The sequence below is a fragment of the Pectobacterium peruviense genome (assembly GCF_003312355.2).
In the GTDB taxonomy this organism is placed as follows: Bacteria; Pseudomonadota; Gammaproteobacteria; order Enterobacterales; family Enterobacteriaceae; genus Pectobacterium; species Pectobacterium peruviense.
In genome coordinates, this window is sequence record NZ_CP161826.1 from 2,541,592 (window position 1) to 2,561,524 (window position 19,933).

19 protein-coding genes and 1 pseudogene are annotated in these 19,933 nt (G+C 48.4%); 17 read left to right on the forward strand and 3 right to left on the reverse strand.

Going from position 1 to position 19,933, the window contains the following annotated elements; genetic code table 11:
* Positions 1 to 67: 67 nt before the first annotated feature.
* Positions 68 to 928: a fructosamine kinase family protein gene (locus tag DUT67_RS11530; RefSeq protein WP_113631936.1), complete on the forward strand. Its 861-nt coding sequence runs from the start codon at positions 68 to 70 to the stop codon at positions 926 to 928.
* A 71-nt stretch (positions 929 to 999) separates the two neighbouring features.
* Here the strand turns inward: DUT67_RS11530 and DUT67_RS11535 are convergent, their stop codons facing one another.
* Positions 1,000 to 1,548 carry a YniB family protein gene (locus DUT67_RS11535; protein WP_113625895.1) on the reverse strand — a complete coding sequence of 183 codons (549 nt, stop codon included), beginning with the start codon at positions 1,546 to 1,548 and terminating at the stop codon, positions 1,000 to 1,002.
* Between the two features lie 307 nt (positions 1,549 to 1,855).
* On the opposite strand from DUT67_RS11535, the gene hxpB reads away from it, so the two are divergent.
* Positions 1,856 to 2,521, forward strand: a complete 666-nt coding sequence (gene hxpB, locus DUT67_RS11540; RefSeq protein ID WP_113631935.1) for a hexitol phosphatase HxpB — start codon at positions 1,856 to 1,858, stop codon at positions 2,519 to 2,521.
* A gap of 81 nt (positions 2,522 to 2,602) precedes the next feature.
* On the opposite strand, the gene DUT67_RS11545 is transcribed toward hxpB, so the two are convergent.
* Positions 2,603 to 2,935 carry a cupin domain-containing protein gene (locus tag DUT67_RS11545; protein WP_048260592.1) on the reverse strand — a complete coding sequence of 111 codons (333 nt, stop codon included), beginning with the start codon at positions 2,933 to 2,935 and terminating at the stop codon, positions 2,603 to 2,605.
* Between the two features lie 312 nt (positions 2,936 to 3,247).
* Between DUT67_RS11545 and DUT67_RS11550 the strand changes: the two are divergent.
* The 11 genes and pseudogenes from DUT67_RS11550 to DUT67_RS11600 all read left to right on the forward strand — a co-directional run.
* Positions 3,248 to 3,430 (forward strand): annotated as a pseudogene (locus tag DUT67_RS11550) (5-deoxy-glucuronate isomerase); the annotation flags it as partial.
* Positions 3,431 to 3,511: 81 nt separating this feature from the next.
* Positions 3,512 to 4,273, forward strand: a complete 762-nt coding sequence (gene kduD / locus DUT67_RS11555) for a 2-dehydro-3-deoxy-D-gluconate 5-dehydrogenase KduD (RefSeq protein WP_048260318.1) — start codon at positions 3,512 to 3,514, stop codon at positions 4,271 to 4,273.
* A 273-nt stretch (positions 4,274 to 4,546) separates the two neighbouring features.
* The gene (gene pelW, locus DUT67_RS11560) at positions 4,547 to 6,178 is read left to right on the forward strand and encodes a pectate disaccharide-lyase PelW (RefSeq protein ID WP_113631934.1); all 1,632 of its coding nucleotides are present in this window, start codon (positions 4,547 to 4,549) and stop codon (positions 6,176 to 6,178) included.
* Positions 6,179 to 6,223: 45 nt separating this feature from the next.
* On the forward strand, positions 6,224 to 7,114 hold the full coding sequence (locus DUT67_RS11565) for a carbohydrate ABC transporter permease (protein WP_005968854.1): 891 nt from the start codon (positions 6,224 to 6,226) through the stop codon (positions 7,112 to 7,114).
* Positions 7,107 to 8,012 carry a carbohydrate ABC transporter permease gene (locus tag DUT67_RS11570; protein WP_048260323.1) on the forward strand — a complete coding sequence of 302 codons (906 nt, stop codon included), beginning with the start codon at positions 7,107 to 7,109 and terminating at the stop codon, positions 8,010 to 8,012. The genes DUT67_RS11565 and DUT67_RS11570 overlap by 8 nt, the downstream gene beginning before the upstream one ends.
* A 13-nt stretch (positions 8,013 to 8,025) precedes the next feature.
* Positions 8,026 to 9,153 carry an ABC transporter ATP-binding protein gene (locus DUT67_RS11575; protein ID WP_048260325.1) on the forward strand — a complete coding sequence of 376 codons (1,128 nt, stop codon included), beginning with the start codon at positions 8,026 to 8,028 and terminating at the stop codon, positions 9,151 to 9,153.
* Positions 9,154 to 9,168: 15 nt separating this feature from the next.
* Complete coding sequence (locus DUT67_RS11580) at positions 9,169 to 10,458, forward strand: ABC transporter substrate-binding protein (RefSeq protein WP_048260327.1); 1,290 nt, start codon at positions 9,169 to 9,171, stop codon at positions 10,456 to 10,458.
* Between the two features lie 248 nt (positions 10,459 to 10,706).
* A complete protein-coding gene (locus DUT67_RS11585) occupies positions 10,707 to 11,435 on the forward strand; it encodes an oligogalacturonate-specific porin KdgM family protein (RefSeq protein ID WP_039472925.1) in 729 nt (242 codons plus the stop codon).
* A gap of 338 nt (positions 11,436 to 11,773) precedes the next feature.
* Positions 11,774 to 12,736 carry a pectin acetylesterase PaeX gene (gene paeX, locus DUT67_RS11590; protein ID WP_113631933.1) on the forward strand — a complete coding sequence of 321 codons (963 nt, stop codon included), beginning with the start codon at positions 11,774 to 11,776 and terminating at the stop codon, positions 12,734 to 12,736.
* A 110-nt stretch (positions 12,737 to 12,846) separates the two neighbouring features.
* On the forward strand, positions 12,847 to 13,422 hold the full coding sequence (locus DUT67_RS11595) for a metal-dependent hydrolase (RefSeq protein WP_113625889.1): 576 nt from the start codon (positions 12,847 to 12,849) through the stop codon (positions 13,420 to 13,422).
* Positions 13,423 to 13,599: 177 nt separating this feature from the next.
* Entirely contained in the window at positions 13,600 to 14,994 is a 1,395-nt protein-coding gene (locus tag DUT67_RS11600) for an L-cystine transporter (RefSeq protein ID WP_113631932.1), read from the forward strand.
* A 110-nt stretch (positions 14,995 to 15,104) separates the two neighbouring features.
* Here the strand turns inward: DUT67_RS11600 and osmE are convergent, their stop codons facing one another.
* A complete protein-coding gene (osmE, locus tag DUT67_RS11605) occupies positions 15,105 to 15,434 on the reverse strand; it encodes an osmotically-inducible lipoprotein OsmE (RefSeq protein ID WP_048260337.1) in 330 nt (109 codons plus the stop codon).
* Positions 15,435 to 15,660: 226 nt separating this feature from the next.
* Between osmE and nadE the strand changes: the two genes are divergently transcribed.
* The 4 genes from nadE to DUT67_RS11625 all read left to right on the forward strand — a co-directional run bounded on the left by nadE (position 15,661) and on the right by DUT67_RS11625 (position 19,919).
* On the forward strand, positions 15,661 to 16,485 hold the full coding sequence (gene nadE, locus DUT67_RS11610; RefSeq protein WP_113631931.1) for an ammonia-dependent NAD(+) synthetase: 825 nt from the start codon (positions 15,661 to 15,663) through the stop codon (positions 16,483 to 16,485).
* 144 nt (positions 16,486 to 16,629) lie between these two features.
* On the forward strand, positions 16,630 to 17,517 hold the full coding sequence (gene yddG / locus DUT67_RS11615) for an aromatic amino acid DMT transporter YddG (protein ID WP_113632008.1): 888 nt from the start codon (positions 16,630 to 16,632) through the stop codon (positions 17,515 to 17,517).
* Between the two features lie 114 nt (positions 17,518 to 17,631).
* Entirely contained in the window at positions 17,632 to 19,350 is a 1,719-nt protein-coding gene (locus DUT67_RS11620) for an ABC transporter ATP-binding protein (protein WP_113631930.1), read from the forward strand.
* Positions 19,351 to 19,484: 134 nt separating this feature from the next.
* Positions 19,485 to 19,919 (forward strand): nitrous oxide-stimulated promoter family protein, encoded by a 435-nt coding sequence (locus DUT67_RS11625; protein WP_072062032.1) that lies wholly within the window; start codon positions 19,485 to 19,487, stop codon positions 19,917 to 19,919.
* Positions 19,920 to 19,933: the final 14 nt, after the last annotated feature.

Genomic DNA, 19,933 nt, shown 5'->3' on the forward strand with positions numbered 1-19,933 from the left:
TTACCGTAAACGAATCACCCCAGTGAACAGCATCGTTATCGGGCAACATCAACGGGAGGATGACCTTATGTGGCAAGCTATCAGCCGACTTTTGGAAGAGCATCACGGTACTGCGGATATTCAGGAACACCGCGAATTACCCGGCGGTGAAATACACCCAGCCTGGTACGTCCGCTACGGCGAGCATGACGTCTTCGTAAAATGCGATAGTCGTGAAATGCTGGCTAAATTCACTGCTGAAGCCGATCAGCTTCACTTACTGAGCCGCAGTAATACCGTTCGCGTGCCCAAGGTCTATGGTGTCGGGAGTTCACGCGATTACAGTTTCCTGCTTCTGCAATATCTTCCGGTCAAACCGTTGGATGCCCACAGTGCCTGGTGTTTGGGCGAACAATTAGCACGTCTACACCAGTGGAGCGATCAGCCACAATTTGGGTTGGATTTAGATAATGACCTCTCGACAACGCCACAGCCAAACAGCTGGCAGCGACGCTGGGCGACCTTTTTTGCCGAACAGCGAATCGGGTGGCAATTGCAGCTAGCGGCGGAAAAAGGGATGCATTTTGGCCACATTGAAACACTGATCGCTCGTGTCGATGAACGCCTCGCTGGGCATCAGCCACAGCCGTCCCTCTTGCACGGTGACCTGTGGCCGGATAATTGTGCGAATAGTCAGGACGGGGCGTATCTGTTCGATCCGGCCTGCTATTGGGGAGACAGAGAGTGCGATTTGGCAATGTTGCCACGCTATCCGTCCCTACCCGCGCAGATTTATGATGGTTACCAGAGCGTATGGCCGCTGGATAAAGGCTTTATCGATCGCCAACCCATTTACCAGATTTACTATCTGCTTAACCGCGCCAATCTTTTCGGCGGCAAGCACATTGTTGAGGCACAACAGCTTATAGAGCGACAGCTTTTGATCTAATGTGAGATGTTTGATCTAAGGCAGGTAGGGTATTTCAGCATCTGGCGCAAAAAGTTGCGCCAGACCGTCATTCAGACTGGCAACCCGAGTAGGCGTAATACCATATAGCCAGCACCCGCGATAATCACCGGTAGGATGTAAAGCGGAAAGAATTGCACAAAAATCGTGTGCCCAGGAACCACAACTCGAGACTCCAGCGTCTCACGCGTGTTTCCTGCATCACCTTTCATCTTCTCTAAAATCAGTTGATCTTCAATACCTTCCCGAATTGCCTTCGCCTGACGAGACATCCGAGCACCCGATACCTGCAACGCCAGGCCAATGAAAATCAGGATGTAGATCAGCCAAAACATCAGCGTCGCCGCACTGAAAAAACGCGTAAAATCCGGTACTGGCGAGTTGTACCAAAAAATGTTCAGGAAAGACGTATTAAAGCGCACCATGTCGACCATTAGATGCAGAAAATCCAGAAGAACAGCATCGATGCCCTGTTTTTTCTGGGTATAAGCGTAGAGATAGTTAGCCAGCGAGACGAGCGTTGAAAGCAGCGCAGGAATAAAAAGGATCCATCCGGCAATGCGTTTAACGACGGCAATACGGCCAGCCTGTTGATACGTCATGAGAACCCCTTCTTAGCGACGCAACATTAGTAATGTATCGTTTTAGTACGACGGGTAGCCTACTGTAAGTTTACGTGCAGTCAATACTTTATCTCCCGCACCGCCTGATAAGCCACAATAGCAACGTCATACCCGCCATACTTCACGCAACGTGTGTTAACTGTATTACGCAGTCCTTCCATAGCCTCGCCCTGACGGGTCAACACTTCGCGTTGTTCAAAACGCTAGCGTTTTGTCCTGCAACTCGATTTATTAGGGTATAGTTTACCCTTAAATTTTCTTTTTCTTTGCGGACGGAGCCAGTGGTATGTCCTTTAATTCTTCTATACGCGCGGCAATTTTCGATATGGATGGGCTGCTGATCGACTCAGAACCATTGTGGGATAAGGCCGAGCTGGAGGTTATCGCCTCACTGGGCGTAGATATTTCGTTACGACACGCAATGAAAGATACGCTGGGTTTACGCATCGATATGGTTGTCGAGCTCTGGTATCAGCATTCTCCCTGGGCTACCCCGAGTCGGGATGAGGTTGTCCGACGTATTATCGATCGCGCCATCGAACTCGTTGCCGAGCAGCGTCCTCTTCTGCCTGGCGTCGAACATGCGCTGCAACTGTGTCGTGAACAGAATCTCAAGATTGGACTCGCTTCAGCTTCGCCGCTCCACATGCAGCAGCAGGTCCTGCGTATGTTTAATCTGGAACACTATTTTGATGTCCTGATGTCTGCCGAGGCGCTGCCGTACAGTAAGCCTCACCCCGAAGTGTATTTAAATGCAGCAAACGGACTCGGCGTATCTCCTGCGCAATGCGTGACATTGGAAGATTCGGTGAATGGCATGATCGCAACCAAAGCAGCGCGCATGCGTTCCATCGTTATTCCACAGGCTGAGTTTCGCGCTGACGCACGCTGGGTGCTGGCTGACTATCAGTTGGATTCTCTGAATCAACTGACTGCTGAACATTTAGTGTAGGAATAAGAAGAATAGAAAAGCAGACGTCGCAAGATATGACGAAAGCGTGGCCGACGTATATCCCGGCCACGCTTTGAGGAATTACAGGAAATCAGCTCGCTTAGGCGAGAAAGCATCTATCAGTACGCTACCGTCTTCCAGCGACACCACGCCGTGCATCTCGTGTTTCACCGCCAGATAGGCGTCGCCCGTTTTCAGGATACGTTTCTCACCTTCGATCACAACTTCAAAGCTGCCAGCGGCAACATAAGCAATCTGATCGTGAATCTCATGGAAGTGCGGCGTACCAATTGCACCTTTATCAAAGTGCACGTAAACCATCATCAGCTCATCGCTCCAGGTCATGATTTTACGCTTAATGCCACCGCCCAGTTCTTCCCATGGCGTTTCATCATCAATAAAGTATCTTCTCATCATCATCTCTCCTCTAACGCTTTTATTGCCCATACCTTCTATTGCGTCAACAAACCGTGCACGACAATGAATGTATGGCTATGGATTGCGACATTTTAGCCACATCAGTACCAGAAGAAACATAAAATAAGCAAAACCATGACGGCCCTCAAGAAATAAATAAAACATTATTTCATTTTTATTGAATTAACATCCCATCCAAACTATCATCCCGCATAACAAGAAAGAACCGGGCATGTTGAGGAACAGGTGACGTTGTCACTGCCACGCGGCATCATCTGTTTCGCCCGGCGCTTTCGCCAGGAATGATGGATGATGGGACAAACGCAGGAAACCCGTCACATAGTGATAAAAAATGAGCAGGCGGTGATGTCACCGAGCTGGTCGATTCATTCCGGTGTTGGCACCAGACGCTACACCTTTATCTGGGGCATGGTTGGCGAGAATCAAGTTTTCGGTGACATGGATCACGTCAAGGTTAGCGAGTTACGTTAATCGCTTTCAACCGGAATTACCGGTGTTCCCTACAGTAACAGCTAACGACTAAGTATTGTCGCTTACAGAGAGATTACAGCTATGATTTTAAATTCTTTTGATTTGCAAGGTAAAGTTGCTCTTATCACAGGTTGTGATACGGGTTTGGGTCAGGGTATGGCTATCGGTCTGGCGCAAGCTGGTTGTGATATCGTCGGCGTCAACATCGTTGAACCGAAAGATACTATCGAAAAAGTCACTGCACTGGGACGCCGTTTCCTCAGCCTGACCGCTGACATGAGCAACGTGTCTGGTCATGCCGAGCTGGTAGAAAAAGCCGTTGCTGAATTTGGCCACGTTGACATTCTGGTCAACAACGCCGGTATCATCCGTCGTGAAGACGCGATCGATTTCAGCGAGAAAAACTGGGACGACGTCATGAATCTGAACATTAAGAGTGTTTTCTTTATGTCTCAGACCGTTGCGCGCCAGTTCATCAAACAAGGTAAAGGCGGCAAGATCATCAACATCGCGTCTATGCTGTCCTTCCAGGGCGGTATCCGCGTGCCTTCTTATACCGCATCAAAAAGCGCAGTAATGGGTGTAACCCGTCTGCTGGCTAACGAGTGGGCAAAACACGGTATCAACGTTAACGCCATCGCTCCAGGATACATGGCAACCAACAATACTCAGCAACTGCGCGCCGATGAAGACCGCAGCAAAGAGATTCTGGATCGTATCCCGGCTGGCCGTTGGGGTTTACCGCAGGACCTGATGGGCCCATCCGTCTTCCTGGCATCCAGCGCATCTGATTACATTAATGGCTACACAATTGCCGTTGATGGTGGTTGGCTGGCTCGCTAAGTGTAATTTTTCTTAGCGGCGTTTCGCCAATTTTCGATAAAAAGCACAATTTAGGTTGTGCTTTTTATTTATTTTTCAATTTCTTATTTCATTTTTCATCATTCTTTCTCCTGCCAAAATCCTTTCTTAAAAAAAATCAAAACAACGTTCCGACTTTGATCACACTTTCGAGATTGCGTGCATGACGACAAGGTTAATAGCGCAATATAATCAATCAAAACAGTGTTTCTATTTATAAGGAACTGTTCGCACGGTTCCATAAGAAGGTACTCCATGAGTATTTTTGAAAACTTATACACCAGCAGGAAATCGCAGCTCGACGAATGGGTTGCAGCACTAGATAGCCACATAGCCTGCGTTCAGGAAAAAGGCCGCAGCCAAAGTAAACCAACGCAATTATTGGCTGATGGTTTTGATGTGGAAAATTATGCGCCAGCCGTATGGCAATTCCCAGATGGGCACAGCGCACCTATTTCTAATTTTGCCAGCCAGCAGAATTGGCTAAGAACACTGTGCGCCATGAGTGTCGTTACGGGTGATGATAGTTACCAACAGCACGCTATCGCACAAAGCGAATATTTCCTGGATCACTTCGTTGATGATAATAGCGGCCTGTTCTACTGGGGCGGTCACCGCTTTATTAATCTGGATACGCTGGAAGGCGAAGGGCCAGAATCCAAAGCTAAGGTGCATGAATTAAAACATCACCTGCCCTATTACGCGCTGTTGCATCGTGTTAATGCGGAAAAGACGCTGAATTTCTTTCAGGGTTTCTGGAACGCGCACGTTGAAGACTGGGATTCTCTGGATCTGGGTCGTCATGGCGATTACAGCAAAAAACGCGATCCTAATGTTTTCCTGCATGCTCGCCATGATGTCGTCGATCCAGCACAGTGGCCCGTTCTGCCGTTAACGAAAGGACTGACGTTTGTTAATGCTGGCACGGATCTGATTTACGCCGCGTTCAAATATGCAGAGTACACGGGCGATAGCCATGCCGCAGCATGGGGTAAACATCTTTATCACCAATACGTTCTGGCGCGCAACCCAGAAACCGGTATGCCGGTATATCAATTCAGTTCACCACAGCAGCGTCAACCGGTACCGGAAGACGACAACCAGACGCAGTCCTGGTTTGGCGATCGTGCTCAACGCCAGTTTGGCCCAGAGTTCGGTGAAATCGCGCGTGAAGCCAATGTGCTGTTCCGCGATATGCGTCCACTGCTGATTGATAACCCGCTGGCGATGCTGGATATCCTCCGCACGCAGCCTGATGCAGAAATGCTGAACTGGGTTATTTCAGGGTTAAAAAATTACTATCAGTACGCCTACGATGTCACCAGCAATACGTTGCGCCCGATGTGGAACAACGGCCAGGACATGACAGGCTACCGCTTTAAACGCGATGGCTATTACGGCAAAGCGGGAACGGAACTAAAACCGTTCGCATTAGAAGGCGATTATTTATTACCGCTGGTTCGCGCTTATCGCTTGAGTGGTGATGAAGATCTGTACGCACTGGTTAACACCATGCTGACACGGCTGAATAAAGAAGACATTCAGCACATCGCCAGTCCGCTGCTTTTGTTGACCGTTATCGAACTGGCCGATCACAAGCAATCAGAATCCTGGGCACATTACGCCGCGCAGCTGGCTGGCGTTCTGTTTGAACAACATTTCCATCGTGGCTTGTTTGTTCGCTCTGCACAGCATCGTTATGTTCGTCTGGATGATACTTATCCGCTGGCTCTACTGACTTTCGTTGCCGCTTGTCGCAACAAATTAAACGCTATTCCACCGTTCTTGACGCAAGGTGGATATGTTCACGGTGATTTTTGCGTTAACGGGGAAAATAGAATTGTTTATGACGTGGAGTTAATTTATCCAGAGTTATTAACGGCTTAATTTTATATTTTTTTAATGATTCACAATTACAAATAGGTAAGCATTATGAATGAAAACAGAATGCTGGGGTTAGCCTATATCTCCCCCTATATTATAGGGCTGATAGTTTTTACCGCTTTCCCCTTTGTTTCGTCATTTATCCTCAGTTTTACTGAGTATGATTTGATAAATCCACCTGAATTTACGGGGCTAGAAAACTATCACCGCATGTTCCTGGAGGATGATCTCTTTTGGAAATCAATGGGCGTCACCTTTGCCTATGTATTTCTGACCATTCCACTGAAATTAATCTTCGCGCTGTTAATTGCGTTTGTACTTAATTTCAAATTACGTGGTATCGGTTTCTTCCGTACTGCTTACTATGTGCCTTCTATTCTGGGCAGCAGCGTGGCAATCGCCGTTTTGTGGCGTGCACTGTTCGCCATCGATGGTTTGTTAAACAGCTTCCTCGGTGTGTTTGGCTTTGACGCCATCAACTGGCTGGGTGAACCTTCGCTGGCACTGATGTCGGTAACCCTGCTGCGCGTATGGCAGTTCGGTTCCGCGATGGTTATCTTCCTGGCTGCATTGCAGAACGTTCCGCAATCACAGTATGAAGCCGCCATGATCGACGGTGCATCCAAATGGCAAATGTTCCTGAAAGTAACAGTACCGCTAATTACACCCGTTATTTTCTTTAACTTTATCATGCAGACCACTCAGGCATTCCAGGAGTTTACGGCACCTTACGTCATTACCGGCGGCGGTCCAACGCACTACACCTACCTGTTCTCACTCTATATCTATGATACGGCGTTCAAGTATTTCGATATGGGCTATGGTGCTGCGTTAGCATGGGTTCTGTTCCTGGTTGTTGCAGTATTTGCGTCGATCTCCTTTAAGTCGTCGAAATACTGGGTGTTCTACTCCGCTGATAAAGGAGGAAAAAATGGCTGACATGCATTCAAACCTGACTACAGCACAAGAAATTGCTGCTGCAGAAGTACGCCGCACGCTGCGTAAAGAAAAAATCAGTGCCGTTATCCGTTACGTGATACTGCTGTTCGTTGGTTTACTGATGCTTTACCCACTGGCGTGGATGTTCTCAGCCTCGTTCAAACCGAACAATGAGATCTTCACGACACTAGGCCTGTGGCCAGAACACGCCACATGGGACGGTTTCGTTAACGGTTGGAAAACCGGTACGGAATACAATTTCGGTCACTACATGATTAACACTTTCCAGTACGTGATTCCGAAAGTGGCTCTGACCGTTATTTCCTCGGTGATTGTGGCTTATGGCTTCGCTCGCTTTGACATTCCGTGGAAGGGCTTCTGGTTTGCGACACTGATCACCACCATGCTATTGCCAAGCACCGTACTGTTGATTCCGCAGTACCTCATGTTCCGCGAAATGGGCATGTTGAACAGCTATCTGCCACTGTACTTACCGCTGGCGTTTGCAACACAAGGGTTCTTTGTGTTCATGCTGATCCAGTTCCTGCGTGGTGTACCACGTGATATGGAAGAAGCGGCCCAGATCGATGGCTGTAACTCCTTCCAGGTACTGTGGTATGTGGTCGTACCGATTTTGAAACCAGCCATCATCTCTGTTGCGCTGTTCCAGTTCATGTGGTCAATGAACGACTTCATCGGTCCGCTGATTTATGTCTATAGCGTGGATAAATATCCGATTGCGCTGGCGCTGAAAATGTCTATCGACGTTACTGAAGGCGCTCCGTGGAATGAAATCCTGGCCATGTCCAGCATCTCCATTCTGCCATCCATTATTGTTTTCTTCCTGGCACAGCGTTACTTCGTACAAGGCGTGACCAGCAGCGGAATTAAAGGTTAATAGAGGATTTATCATGGCTGAAGTTATTTTCAATAAACTGGAAAAAGTATACTCCAACGGTTTCAAAGCCGTTCACGGCATCGACCTGACGATTAAAGACGGTGAATTCATGGTTATCGTCGGCCCGTCTGGCTGTGCGAAATCCACTACGCTGCGTATGCTGGCGGGTCTGGAAACCATCAGCGGCGGTGAAGTACGTATCGGTGAGCGCGTTGTTAACAACCTGGTGCCGAAAGATCGCGGGATTGCCATGGTGTTCCAGAACTACGCCCTCTACCCTCACATGACGGTAAAAGAGAACCTGGCGTTTGGTCTGAAACTGAGCAAAATGCCTAAAGAGCAAATTGAAGCGCAGGTCGCTGAAGCTTCCAAAATTCTGGAACTGGAAGACCTAATGGATCGTCTGCCACGCCAGCTGTCTGGTGGTCAGGCACAGCGTGTGGCCGTAGGGCGCGCCATCGTTAAAAAGCCGGATGTGTTCCTGTTTGACGAACCGTTATCTAACCTGGATGCCAAACTGCGTGCTTCCATGCGTATCCGTATTTCTGACCTGCATAAGCAGTTGAAGAAAAGCGGTAAAGCGGCAACGACGGTATATGTTACCCACGACCAGACTGAAGCCATGACCATGGGTGACCGTATCTGCGTGATGAAACTCGGTCACATCATGCAGGTCGATACGCCGGATAACCTGTACCACTTCCCAGTCAACATGTTCGTTGCTGGCTTCATTGGCTCACCAGAAATGAACATTAAGCCGTGCAAACTGGTCGAGAAAGACGGTCAGATTGGCGTTGTTGTGGGTAATAACGCGCTGGTATTGAACAGCGAGAAGCAAGACAAAGTCCGTAGCTATGTAGGACAAGACGTATTCTTCGGTGTTCGCCCAGACTATGTTTCCGTGTCAGATACGCCATTTGAAGGCAACCACTCACAGGGTGAACTGGTTCGCGTAGAAAACATGGGTCACGAATTCTTTATGTACATTAAAGTCGATGGCTTTGAATTAACCAGCCGCATTCCTTATGACGAAGGTCGGCTGATTATCGAGAAGGGACTGCATCGTCCGGTATATTTCCAGTTCGACATGGAAAAATGCCATATTTTTGATGCAAAAACAGAAAAAAATATCTCTCTTTAACAGGAGTAGTAACCGATGAAAAAAGCGATCCTACACACGTTAATAGCTTCATCTTTGGCATTAGTTGCAATGCCATCTCTGGCAGCCGATCAGGTTGAGTTGAGAATGTCCTGGTGGGGCGGCAACAGCCGTCACCAACAGACGCTCAAGGCAATTGAAGAGTTCCATAAGCAGCACCCAGACATCACAGTGAAAGCGGAATACACCGGGTGGGATGGTCACCTGTCTCGTCTGACAACACAGATTGCCGGTAACACTGAGCCAGATGTGATGCAGACCAACTGGAACTGGCTGCCGATTTTCTCCAAAAACGGCGATGGTTTTTACGATCTGAACAAGGTTAAAGATTCTCTGGATCTGACCCAGTTCGATGCAAAAGAACTGCAAAACACCACAGTTAACGGCAAACTGAATGGTATTCCAATCTCTGTTACCGCTCGCGTGTTCTATTTCAACACCGAAAGCTGGAAAAAAGCAGGTCTGGAATATCCTAAGACGTGGGACGAGTTGTTGACTGCCGGTAAAGTGTTCAAAGAAAAACTGGGCGACCAATACTACCCTATCGTGTTGGAGCATCAGGATTCTCTGGCACTGCTGAACTCTTACATGGTTCAGAAATACAACATTCCAGCTATTGATGTTAAAAGTCAGAAATTCGCCTATACCGATGCACAATGGGTTGAATTCTTTGGCATGTATAAGAAATTGATCGACAGCCATGTCATGCCTGATGCGAAATACTATGCTTCTTTCGGTAAGAGCAACATGTATGAGATGAAGCCATGGATCAATGGTGAATGGTCTGGTACTTACATGTGGAACTCCACTATTACCAAGTACTCTGACAACCTGCAACCACCAGCAAAACTGGAATTGGGTAACTACCCAATGCTGCCAGGCGCGAAAGACTCTGGTTTGTTCTTCAAACCTGCACAGATGCTGTCTATTGGTAAGTCAACCAAGCATCCTAAAGAGTCTGCTCAGCTGATCAACTTCCTGCTGAATAGCAAAGAAGGTGCTCAGGCTCTGGGTCTGGAACGTGGTGTACCGTTGAGTAAAGCGGCAGTGGCTCAGTTGACTGCTGATGGCGTCATCAAAGATGATGCTCCAGCTGTTGCCGGGTTGAAGCTGGCGCTGTCTCTGCCACATGACGTTGCTGTTTCTCCTTATTTCGACGACCCACAAATCGTTTCTCTGTTTGGTGATACCATCCAGTCTATCGATTACGGTCAGAAATCTGTTGAAGACGCAGCGAAATATTTCCAGCGTCAATCAGAGCGTATTCTGAAACGTGCAATGAAATAATGTAGACCTCGATTTATCCTGTAATTCATCCCTGCCGCACTGCCGGCAGGGATTTTTCATTTAAATTAAAACACCCGCTATATTCAACTCGATCTCCCTCACAATTTGAAACCCTATTTTACTTTTTGTTACTCAAACCGATCTCGATCACAGAACGTAATTTAATAATAAATAGAATAGAACTTGTCCCAAAAAGCATAATGCGTGTTTTTTATTAAGCGACAACCTAACCAATAGGGAATATAACAATGAAATTTAAATTATTAGCTCTGGCTGTTACGTCATTAATTAGTGTAAATGCAATGGCCGTAACAATTGATTATCGTCATGAAATGCAAGACACTGTCAAAAACGACCATAAAGATCGTCTTTCAATGTCTCACCGTTTCGCTAATGGTTTCGGTTTATCTGCTGAAGCAAAATGGAAACAATCCGGTTCTGACAATACACCGAATAAGCCATTTAATGAAACCGTCAGCAATGGCACTGAAGTTGTCGCCAGCTATGTTTACAACTTCAACAAAACCTTCTCTCTGGAACCAGGTTTCTCTTTAGATTCAAGCTCTGATTCCAACAACTACCGCCCTTACCTGCGTGGTAAAGTAAATATTACTGACGATTTGTCAACTTCCCTTCGCTATCGTCCTTATTATTTAAGAAAAAGCGGGAATACGAATAAAACTGGAGCAAGCAACTATACCCAAGAAACGGGTTATAATTTAACAGCCGTTGTTAGCTACAAATTCCTGAAAGATTATCAGATTGATTACGAATTGGACTACAAAAAAGCCAACAAAGCAGGACCGAGCGGTTTTCAAGCAGACAAAGAAAACTGGAAGATCGAACACGATGTCAAACTGGCTTATAAGTTAGACAAAAACTGGAAGCCTTATATGGCAGTTGGTAACGTTGTCGGCGATAAGAATACCGACGAGCGTCAAACTCGTTACCGTGTTGGTGTGCAGTACAGCTTCTAATAATGATCTTGTTATTTAAATAAGCGTTATTAGTTGGAAAAAGGGATGTTATTGTTAATCGATTTATTCAGTTTCATTTTTATCATTAACATCCCTTTATTATGATGTCCGTCGTAGGTTAAGCAGGTTAGTTACGTTTCTTTGTTATATCTGATTTAGCAACATGTGTTTTAGCAGTTGGAATTGCTGTGTCTGATTTACCCTCTTCGTGTATGAATGTTATTTCTTTATTAAAATTTGCGGTTCAGGGTAGTCATTTTTTCTCCGATGTGATGGCTACCCTATTTTTACCACCGTCCAACGACTCCCCCCTCATTCCCTTTGTCAGGTGATCTATCATGATTGTTCGTTCTCTGCTTGTCGGGGCCATTATGATGTCTGTAAATGGATTAAGTTACGCCCAACCTGTTTTTCCTGTTTGGCCACACGGTGAAGCACCGGGTGCCTCTTCTTCAACGTCACAGCCGCAAGTGGTCGAACGGAGTAAAGATCCATCTCTTCCCGATCGAGCCGCAACGGGCATTCGAAGCCCTGAAATTACCGTTTATCAGGCAGAGAAACCTAATGGCATGGCATTGCTCATTACGCCAGGCGGTTCTTACCAACGCGTCGTGCTGGACAAAGAAGGCAGCGATCTAGCGCCTTTCTTTAATCAACAGGGCTACACCCTTTTCGTGATGACTTATCGCATGCCCGGTGAAGGCCATAAAGAAGGCGCTGACGCCCCGCTAGCCGATGCCCAACGCGCCATCAGAACCCTGAGAGCCAACGCCGAAAAGTGGCACATTAACCCACAGCGTATCGGTATCATGGGATTCTCCGCGGGTGGTCACGTTGCAGCCAGCCTTGGAACTCGATTCGCACAGTCCGTTTACCCCGCGATGGACACCGTTGATAGCGTCAGCGCACGCCCTGACTTCATGGTGCTGATGTACCCCGTTATTTCTATGCAGGCGGATATTGCGCACGCCGGTTCGCGCAAACAGTTAATCGGCGAGCAACCCACGGAAGCACAAGTGGTGCGTTATTCTCCTGAGAAGCAGGTTACCGATCAGACTCCCCCCACGTTTTTGGTACATGCGGTTGACGATCCGTCAGTGTCGGTTGATAACAGCCTAGTGATGTTTAGCGCGCTGCGAGCAAAGCAGATTCCGGTAGAAATGCATCTCTTTGAGAAAGGTAAACACGGTTTTGGTCTACGCGGTACTAAGGGGCTTCCTGCCGCTGCTTGGCCTCAACTGTTGGATAACTGGCTGCGCGCGTTGCCTGCAAGCAACGAATTGCCGAAAGCCGCGCCATAAAAGGTATAGCGAACACCGTAACCGAAATAAATCGTTACGCCGTCACCGCTTCCGCAGGCAGGGATAATCTCTTATACTGTATAAAATAACAGTTTTATTTGAGAAGTTTCATGACTGCGGAAGGACACCTGCTGTTTTCTGTTGCCTGCGCGATTCTGGCTAAAAAAGTTGAGCTATCGCCAGCGCTGGCTGCCGGAGACTGGTGGCACATTATCCCCGGAGCACTCCTTACCGCGCTGCTGCCCGACATCGATCACCCAAAATCCGTTCTCGGACAACGCCTGAAGTGGCTTTCCGCGCCGATCGCCCGCCTCTTCGGACATCGAGGTTTTACCCACAGTTTTCTTGCTATCGCCGCGGGTATTTTTTTTATTCAGACGCGTCTGCCGCAAGATTGGCCGATTCCGACGGATGCCTACCATGCCATGATTGTCGGCTATCTAAGCCACATTCTCGCTGATATGTTGACCCCCTCCGGTGTCCCCCTGCTCTGGCCCTGCCGGTGGCGTTTCCGTTTGCCGATTTTAAACAGTCAAAAAGGTAACCAATTAGAACGCTTTCTGTGTATTGCCTGCATCGGCTTTTCACTGTATCAACCGCAAAAAAATTTGGATTGCTGCACCTACGAGCAATCATTTCGCTTTTTCCAGTCGGCACAAACGTACCTCTTTCAATACATGAAATAACAGCGTTGGTCGCCGTCAGACATATCTCTGTAACGTGATGGCAAAAGAACTGTTATTCTGTGCGTCTTTGTTATTTTTTATCGCGAAAGATCGGGCTGTCGCTTACGGCACTGTGCGTCATTGCACATCCGTAGATAGTGTGACGCAAAGCGATTCACTGATAGGGAGCAAAGCCGGATGAATTTTCCGCTACTCATAAATATTCTGCTATTTGTCGCATTACTACTCGGATTAGGTTACGCCAGTCGCAACCCATCCTGGAGTCTGGCGAAGAAAGTGTTGTTAGGGTTGGTTGTTGGGGTGTTATTTGGTCTGGTGCTGCATCTGATTTATGGCGGTGACAACCCGGTTGTTAAGCAGTCAATCTCATGGTTTAACATCGTCGGTAATGGCTATGTGCAGCTATTACAAATGATCGTGATGCCGCTGGTATTTATTTCCATTCTTAATTCCGTTGCCAAACTGCATAATGCCTCATCATTGGGGAAAATCAGCGTCTTGACGCTGTCTACCCTGCTGATCACCACGCTAATTTCTGCATTGGTCGGCGTTTTTGTCACCAACTTGTTTGGTTTGACGGCAACCGGACTCGTGCAGGGTGCGCAGGAAACCGCGAGATTAACAGCGATTGAAAGCAACTATGCCGGTAAAGTCGCCGACCTTAACGTTCCTCAGCTTATCCTGTCATTCATTCCTAAAAACCCGTTTGCTGAGCTGACCGGTGCAAACCCAACGTCTATTATCAGTGTTGTCGTCTTCGCCGCTTTCCTTGGCGTTGCTGCGCTACAACTGCTGAAAGATGACGCAGTGAAAGGCGAACGTGTGTTAATCGCGATTGACACACTACAATCTTGGGTGATGAAACTTGTTCGTCTGGTGATGAAGTTGACACCTTATGGTGTTATGGCGCTAATGACAAAAATGGTCGCCAGCTCTAACTTGCAAGATATCCTCAAGTTGGGCAGCTTCGTTGTCGCGTCCTATCTGGGACTGGCGATTATGTTCGGTGTCCATGCATTGATCCTGTCTTTCACGGGCATCAATCCAGCGCGTTTTTATCGCAAAGTATGGCCAGTACTGACGTTCGCGTTTACCAGCCGCTCCAGCGCCGCAACGATCCCTCTCAGCATTGAGGCACAAACACGCCGTATTGGCGTACCGCAATCTATCGCCAGCTTTGCGGCTTCTTTCGGTACCACTATTGGTCAGAACGGGTGTGCGGGACTTTACCCGGCGATGCTGGCTGTGATGGTCGCACCAACGGTGGGAATCAACCCGCTGGATCCTGTTTGGATCGCGACGCTGGTAGGTATCGTCACCATCAGTTCTGCCGGTGTGGCCGGTGTGGGCGGCGGCGCAACCTTTGCCGCGTTAATCGTCCTGCCCGCGATGGGGCTGCCAGTGACCCTCGTCGCGTTGCTGATCTCCATTGAACCGCTTATCGATATGGGTCGTACTGCGCTTAACGTTAGCGGCTCGATGACAGCCGGTACCGTCACCAGCCAGTTGATGAAGCAAACGGATAAAACGGTTTTCAACGCACAGGATGACGCGGAGTTGACACACCGCTAAGCTGCGCTTGCCGCACAAAAGAAAACGCCGACGGCTGATGCTGTCGGCGTTTTTTATTTATAACGTCTTCATATGCTCTTTTTGATGACAATTTCGAGCAATCAGGTTACTTAGCGCTGTGGATTTGTGTCATAAGCCTGGCAGGTCTGGAAACCTTTATTGAGAACATGTCCCGTGTCGTTGTAACTCACGAAATAGTTCTGCGCAGTCCCATCGCGGTTTTTCAGCAGATAATCACTACAGGTTCCCTTGGCATTCACCAGCCGTTTTTCCATTCCGCTGCCTGCGAGTTGATGCACCTGCTGCTTCGTCATTCCCACTTTCACATCTTTCACCACAGGCTCATTGACATAGCTTTCTGCTTTGTTATAAGCCGAACATCCCGCCAACATGACAGCACCTGCTGCCGCAATACACATCAGTAATCTGTTATTCTTCATTTCATCACCTCATTATTAATGGGTCACACTAAGGCTAGTCGGCTGCGACCACTTTTTCAAATCATAACGCGGGTATGTAACATATTGGCCGATAGTCTAAAACGGGTTATCTATAGGGAAAACGACTACCTGACAGCTTGTCCTTTTTCTTCACGTCGATTCGTTTTACACTCAAGTAATCATAATAATTCTTTTGCAGTATCAATAGGTTCAGGAGGGAGATGGCATGTCATTACAAAACGACATTATCACTGCGTTGGGTGTGAAAAGTAGCATCGATCCAGCACAGGAAATCCGTGTTAGCGTTGATTTTTTAAAGAATTATCTGAATGCTCACCCGTTCGTTACGTCGTTAGTTTTGGGCATCAGCGGCGGTCAGGATTCTACGTTAACAGGAAAGTTGTGCCAGACGGCTATCACGGAATTACGTAATGAAACCGGGAATTCTGGCTATCAGTTCATCGCCGTTCGACTGCCTTACGGCGTGCAGGCTGATGAAGCTGACTGCCAAGATGCCATCGCCTTTATCCAACCTGACCGCGTATTAACCGTAAATATCAAGCCCGCTATCGAGGCCAGTGAAGCCACCTTACGTGCCATTGGCTTGGAGCTTTCCGATTTTGTAAAAGGCAACGAGAAAGCCAGAGAACGCATGAAGGCGCAGTACAGCATCGCAGGCATGAATGCCGGACTTGTTGTGGGTACCGACCATGCGGCGGAAGCGGTAACGGGTTTTTTCACCAAGTACGGTGATGGCGGTACCGATATCAATCCGATTTTCCGACTGAATAAGCGTCAGGGTAAAGCGCTGCTGCGCGAACTTGGCTGCCCTTCTCATCTTTATACCAAAGCCCCAACCGCCGATCTGGAAGAAGACCGACCCTCGCTCCCCGATGAAGTCGCATTGGGCGTCACCTATGAAAAGATCGACGATTATCTGGAAGGCCAACAGATCGATGCTCATGATGCGGCGACTATCGAAAACTGGTATCGCAAAACCGAGCACAAGCGTCGTCCACCCATTACTGTTTTTGATGACTTCTGGCAGTAAACTATCGCTATGACCATCACCGGACGCGGATAATGGCGTCCGGCTTGCTATTAATTCCTTCTGCGCACTCTTCATCGATCCCTTCATCATTCGAGTAGCAGAAAAACCAACGTACAGGCAACGTGAAGCATGACGGGTATAAACATGACGCCACAGCGCGCCACACTCACGGGCCTACTGGCTATCGTCCTATGGAGCACATCCGTTGGGCTTATTCGTAGCCTGACCGAAGTGCTAGGCCCTCTTGGCGGCGCAGCGATGATTTACTCCACCAGCACGTTGTGTCTCCTGATCTTTTATGGTCTTCCACGTATTAAAACGTTACCCAGAATCTATTTGTTCGCGGGTGGCGCATTATTCGTTTGCTATGAAATATTTCTGTCCCTGTCCATCGGATTAGCCGATAGCCGTATGCAGGCGATGGAAATCGGAATGATTAACTATTTATGGCCCAGTTTGACCATACTCTTTTCTCTTTTTATCAATCAGCAGAAAAGCCGCTTTCTACTCTGGCCCGGCCTTGCGCTCGCGCTGGGCGGCATTGTGTGGATTATGAAAGGAGAAAGCGACTGGACACCTGGGCTACTGTGGAACAACATTCTTGCTAACCCCTTAGCCTACAGTTTGGCGTTCTCTGCGGCCTTGACCTGGGCGCTATACTGCAATATTACCAAGCGTTATGGGCAGGGGAAAAGTGGCGTATCGCTGTTCTTTTTCATCGCGTCACTCGTGTTATGGATTCAGTATTCCTTCAGTGCCGAAGGGCCAATTTCATTAACATTGCCAAGTTCGCTGGAATTGATCTTTATGGGGGCTTCAGCCGCATTGGCCTATTCAGCATGGAATGCCGGTATTCAATATGGCAATCTGACCTTGCTGGCAACCGCCTCTTACTTTACGCCCGTGCTTTCTACATTGCTGGCGGCAATCTGGCTCAACATCACGCCCGCCCTTTCATTCTGGCAAGGCGTCGCAATGGTCACAATAGGCTCACTGCTTTGCTGGTATGCGACACGGTCGCCCACACGCTGATCCGTTTTCGGCTGGGCTTCCCAGCCAATAAAAACCTTAATCTGCCCGCGGTCACATTCCTCTCACTAACCTGTTATAGTCACCCTCACATTTCGTTACCTAAAAAAGTCATACATGTTAAGGCGTTTCTTTTCGTACTACTCCCCTTACAAAGGGTTATTCGTCCTCGATTTTGGCTGCGCCATTATCGCAGGCCTGCTTGAACTAGGGTTTCCGATGGCGATTAAAGCGTTCATCGACAAACTGCTGCCGGCTCAGGATTGGTCTCTGATCCTGTTAGCGTCGGTGGCGCTATTGGCGGTCTATCTGCTAAATACCGCACTGATGGCCATCGTCAACTATTGGGGACATGCGCTGGGTGTGGGGATTGAAACCGACATGCGTCGACAGGCATTTGAGCATCTGCAAAATTTGCCATTCCGTTACTACGACAATATGAAGACCGGGCATATCATCACTCACGTCACCAAAGATCTGGAAGAAGTCGGTGAAATCGCCCACCACGGCCCGGAAGACCTCTTCCTCGCTATCATGACGTTTATTGGCGCGTTCATTCTGATGGCAACGGTTCACCTGAATCTGGCGCTGCTGACGATTATTATCGTGCCTTTCATGGGGTACCTCGTCAGCCGCTATGGCGCACGCATGACGGAAACCTGGCGCCAACTCTTCGGTCAGGTGGGCAATTTCAACGCCCGAATCGAAGAGAGTGTGGGCGGTATCCGTGTCGTTAAGGCTTTTGCCAATGAAGACCATGAGAAGAAACTGTTCTCTCACGATAACGAAAACTACCGCCGTACCAAATTGCAGGCCTACCGCATCATGACAGCCAGCATGACGCTCAGCTACCTCAGCACGCGCCTGATACAGCTTATCGTGATGCTAGCCGGTATTTGGTATGTCATTCAGGGCGAACTCACCTATGGCGGTTTTATCGGCTTCCTGCTGCTGATTGAAGTATTCTTCCGCCCGGTCGCCAAAATTACCTCCGTGCTAGAGAGCTATCCCAAGGGCATTGCGGGATTCAAGCGCTTTACTCAACTGATCGATACGGTTCCTGAAATTACCGATGCACCCAATGCGCGTGATGCCGGTCCGTTGAAAGGTGACATCCAGTTTAATCAGGTAAGCTTTGGCTACTCCGCCGATCGCCCGATTCTACGCAATATCGACCTGTCGATTCGCGCGGGGGAAACGGTGGCGTTTGTCGGCCCATCCGGTGCAGGCAAAACCACGCTTTGTTCTCTGCTACCCCGTTTCTACGATTTAACCCATGGTGCCATCACCATTGACGGCATGGATATCCGCCAGATGACGCAGGCATCGTTACGTAGCCAAATCGGTATCGTACAACAGGATGTCTTCCTGTTCGGCGGCACCATTAGGGAAAATATCGCTTACGGCAAGCTGGGTGCCAGCGACGGGGAAATCATGGAAGCCGCACGACGAGCCCGCTTAGATGAGTTGATCGAGAATTTACCTGAAGGGCTGGATACGGTGGTCGGCGAGCGCGGCGTTAAGCTGTCAGGCGGGCAAAAACAGCGTTTGTCTATTGCGCGTATTTTCCTAAAAAATCCGCCGATCCTGATTCTAGACGAGGCGACATCCGCACTGGATACAGCAACGGAGCAGGCGATACAGCAGTCGCTCAGTGAGCTTTCCACGGGCCGTACCACGTTAATCATCGCCCACAGACTGGCAACCATACAGAACGCGGGACGCATTGTGGTGGTGGATAACGGCAGTATCATTGAGCAAGGTAGCCATCAAACGCTGCTGGAACAAAGTGGTATCTATGCCAGATTGCATCAGGCACAGTTCGGTCAGGCCTGATTACCTACTTTCGGCGAGGGTCCACCTCGCCTTTTTCCTCTTCCTTTTAAACATAGATGTGACTTCAGTGGTTTCCCTTGCAATAAATTGCATTTAAAATACACCTATTGTGATTTCATCAGGACATGACGAACATGGCGAGAAAACCCCTGGGAAAATATCGACAGCGGGAGATCCGTACCGTCGGATTGATGATCGATTTGTATGAAAAACATCACCCTGAAACCGGAGCGAGTGCACAGTATAAGGACTTATTCAGCTACGCCATCAAACGTCTGGAGCGTTGTCATTTCGGTGAAGATAAACCCGCGTGTAAGCATTGCCCTATTCACTGCTACCAACCCGCAAAACGCGAGGCGATCAAAGCGATTATGCGCTGGTCGGGACCACGGATGTTGCTACGTCACCCGATTCTGGCAATACGCCATTTAATTGACGATCATCGACCAGTGCCGGATTACCCCAAAAGAGAAACATCGCCAAAGATGGCAACCGAACGAACCGTTCGTTTAGCCGCGCGGCATGCTGCATCAGCAGACAATGACGCTGATAAAGTGAAAAGTGTATAGATAGGAAAAGGCCG

Bases quoted from the DNA above. Each gene is read 5' to 3' on its own strand.
- DUT67_RS11570 (WP_048260323.1), top strand. From the start codon at position 7,107: ATGGCTGACATGCATTCAAACCTGACTACAGCACAAGAAATTGCTGCT.
- osmE (WP_048260337.1), bottom strand. From the start codon at position 15,434: ATGAAGAATAACAGATTACTGATGTGTATTGCGGCAGCAGGTGCTGTC.
- DUT67_RS11530 (WP_113631936.1), top strand. From the start codon at position 68: ATGTGGCAAGCTATCAGCCGACTTTTGGAAGAGCATCACGGTACTGCG.
- yddG (WP_113632008.1), top strand. From the start codon at position 16,630: ATGACGCCACAGCGCGCCACACTCACGGGCCTACTGGCTATCGTCCTA.
- DUT67_RS11580 (WP_048260327.1), top strand. From the start codon at position 9,169: ATGAAAAAAGCGATCCTACACACGTTAATAGCTTCATCTTTGGCATTA.
- nadE (WP_113631931.1), top strand. From the start codon at position 15,661: ATGTCATTACAAAACGACATTATCACTGCGTTGGGTGTGAAAAGTAGC.
- DUT67_RS11575 (WP_048260325.1), top strand. From the start codon at position 8,026: ATGGCTGAAGTTATTTTCAATAAACTGGAAAAAGTATACTCCAACGGT.
- hxpB (WP_113631935.1), top strand. From the start codon at position 1,856: ATGTCCTTTAATTCTTCTATACGCGCGGCAATTTTCGATATGGATGGG.
- DUT67_RS11595 (WP_113625889.1), top strand. From the start codon at position 12,847: ATGACTGCGGAAGGACACCTGCTGTTTTCTGTTGCCTGCGCGATTCTG.
- DUT67_RS11535 (WP_113625895.1), bottom strand. From the start codon at position 1,548: ATGACGTATCAACAGGCTGGCCGTATTGCCGTCGTTAAACGCATTGCC.
- paeX (WP_113631933.1), top strand. From the start codon at position 11,774: ATGATTGTTCGTTCTCTGCTTGTCGGGGCCATTATGATGTCTGTAAAT.
- kduD (WP_048260318.1), top strand. From the start codon at position 3,512: ATGATTTTAAATTCTTTTGATTTGCAAGGTAAAGTTGCTCTTATCACA.
- DUT67_RS11600 (WP_113631932.1), top strand. From the start codon at position 13,600: ATGAATTTTCCGCTACTCATAAATATTCTGCTATTTGTCGCATTACTA.
- DUT67_RS11620 (WP_113631930.1), top strand. From the start codon at position 17,632: ATGTTAAGGCGTTTCTTTTCGTACTACTCCCCTTACAAAGGGTTATTC.
- pelW (WP_113631934.1), top strand. From the start codon at position 4,547: ATGAGTATTTTTGAAAACTTATACACCAGCAGGAAATCGCAGCTCGAC.
- DUT67_RS11585 (WP_039472925.1), top strand. From the start codon at position 10,707: ATGAAATTTAAATTATTAGCTCTGGCTGTTACGTCATTAATTAGTGTA.
- DUT67_RS11545 (WP_048260592.1), bottom strand. From the start codon at position 2,935: ATGAGAAGATACTTTATTGATGATGAAACGCCATGGGAAGAACTGGGC.
- DUT67_RS11625 (WP_072062032.1), top strand. From the start codon at position 19,485: ATGGCGAGAAAACCCCTGGGAAAATATCGACAGCGGGAGATCCGTACC.
- DUT67_RS11565 (WP_005968854.1), top strand. From the start codon at position 6,224: ATGAATGAAAACAGAATGCTGGGGTTAGCCTATATCTCCCCCTATATT.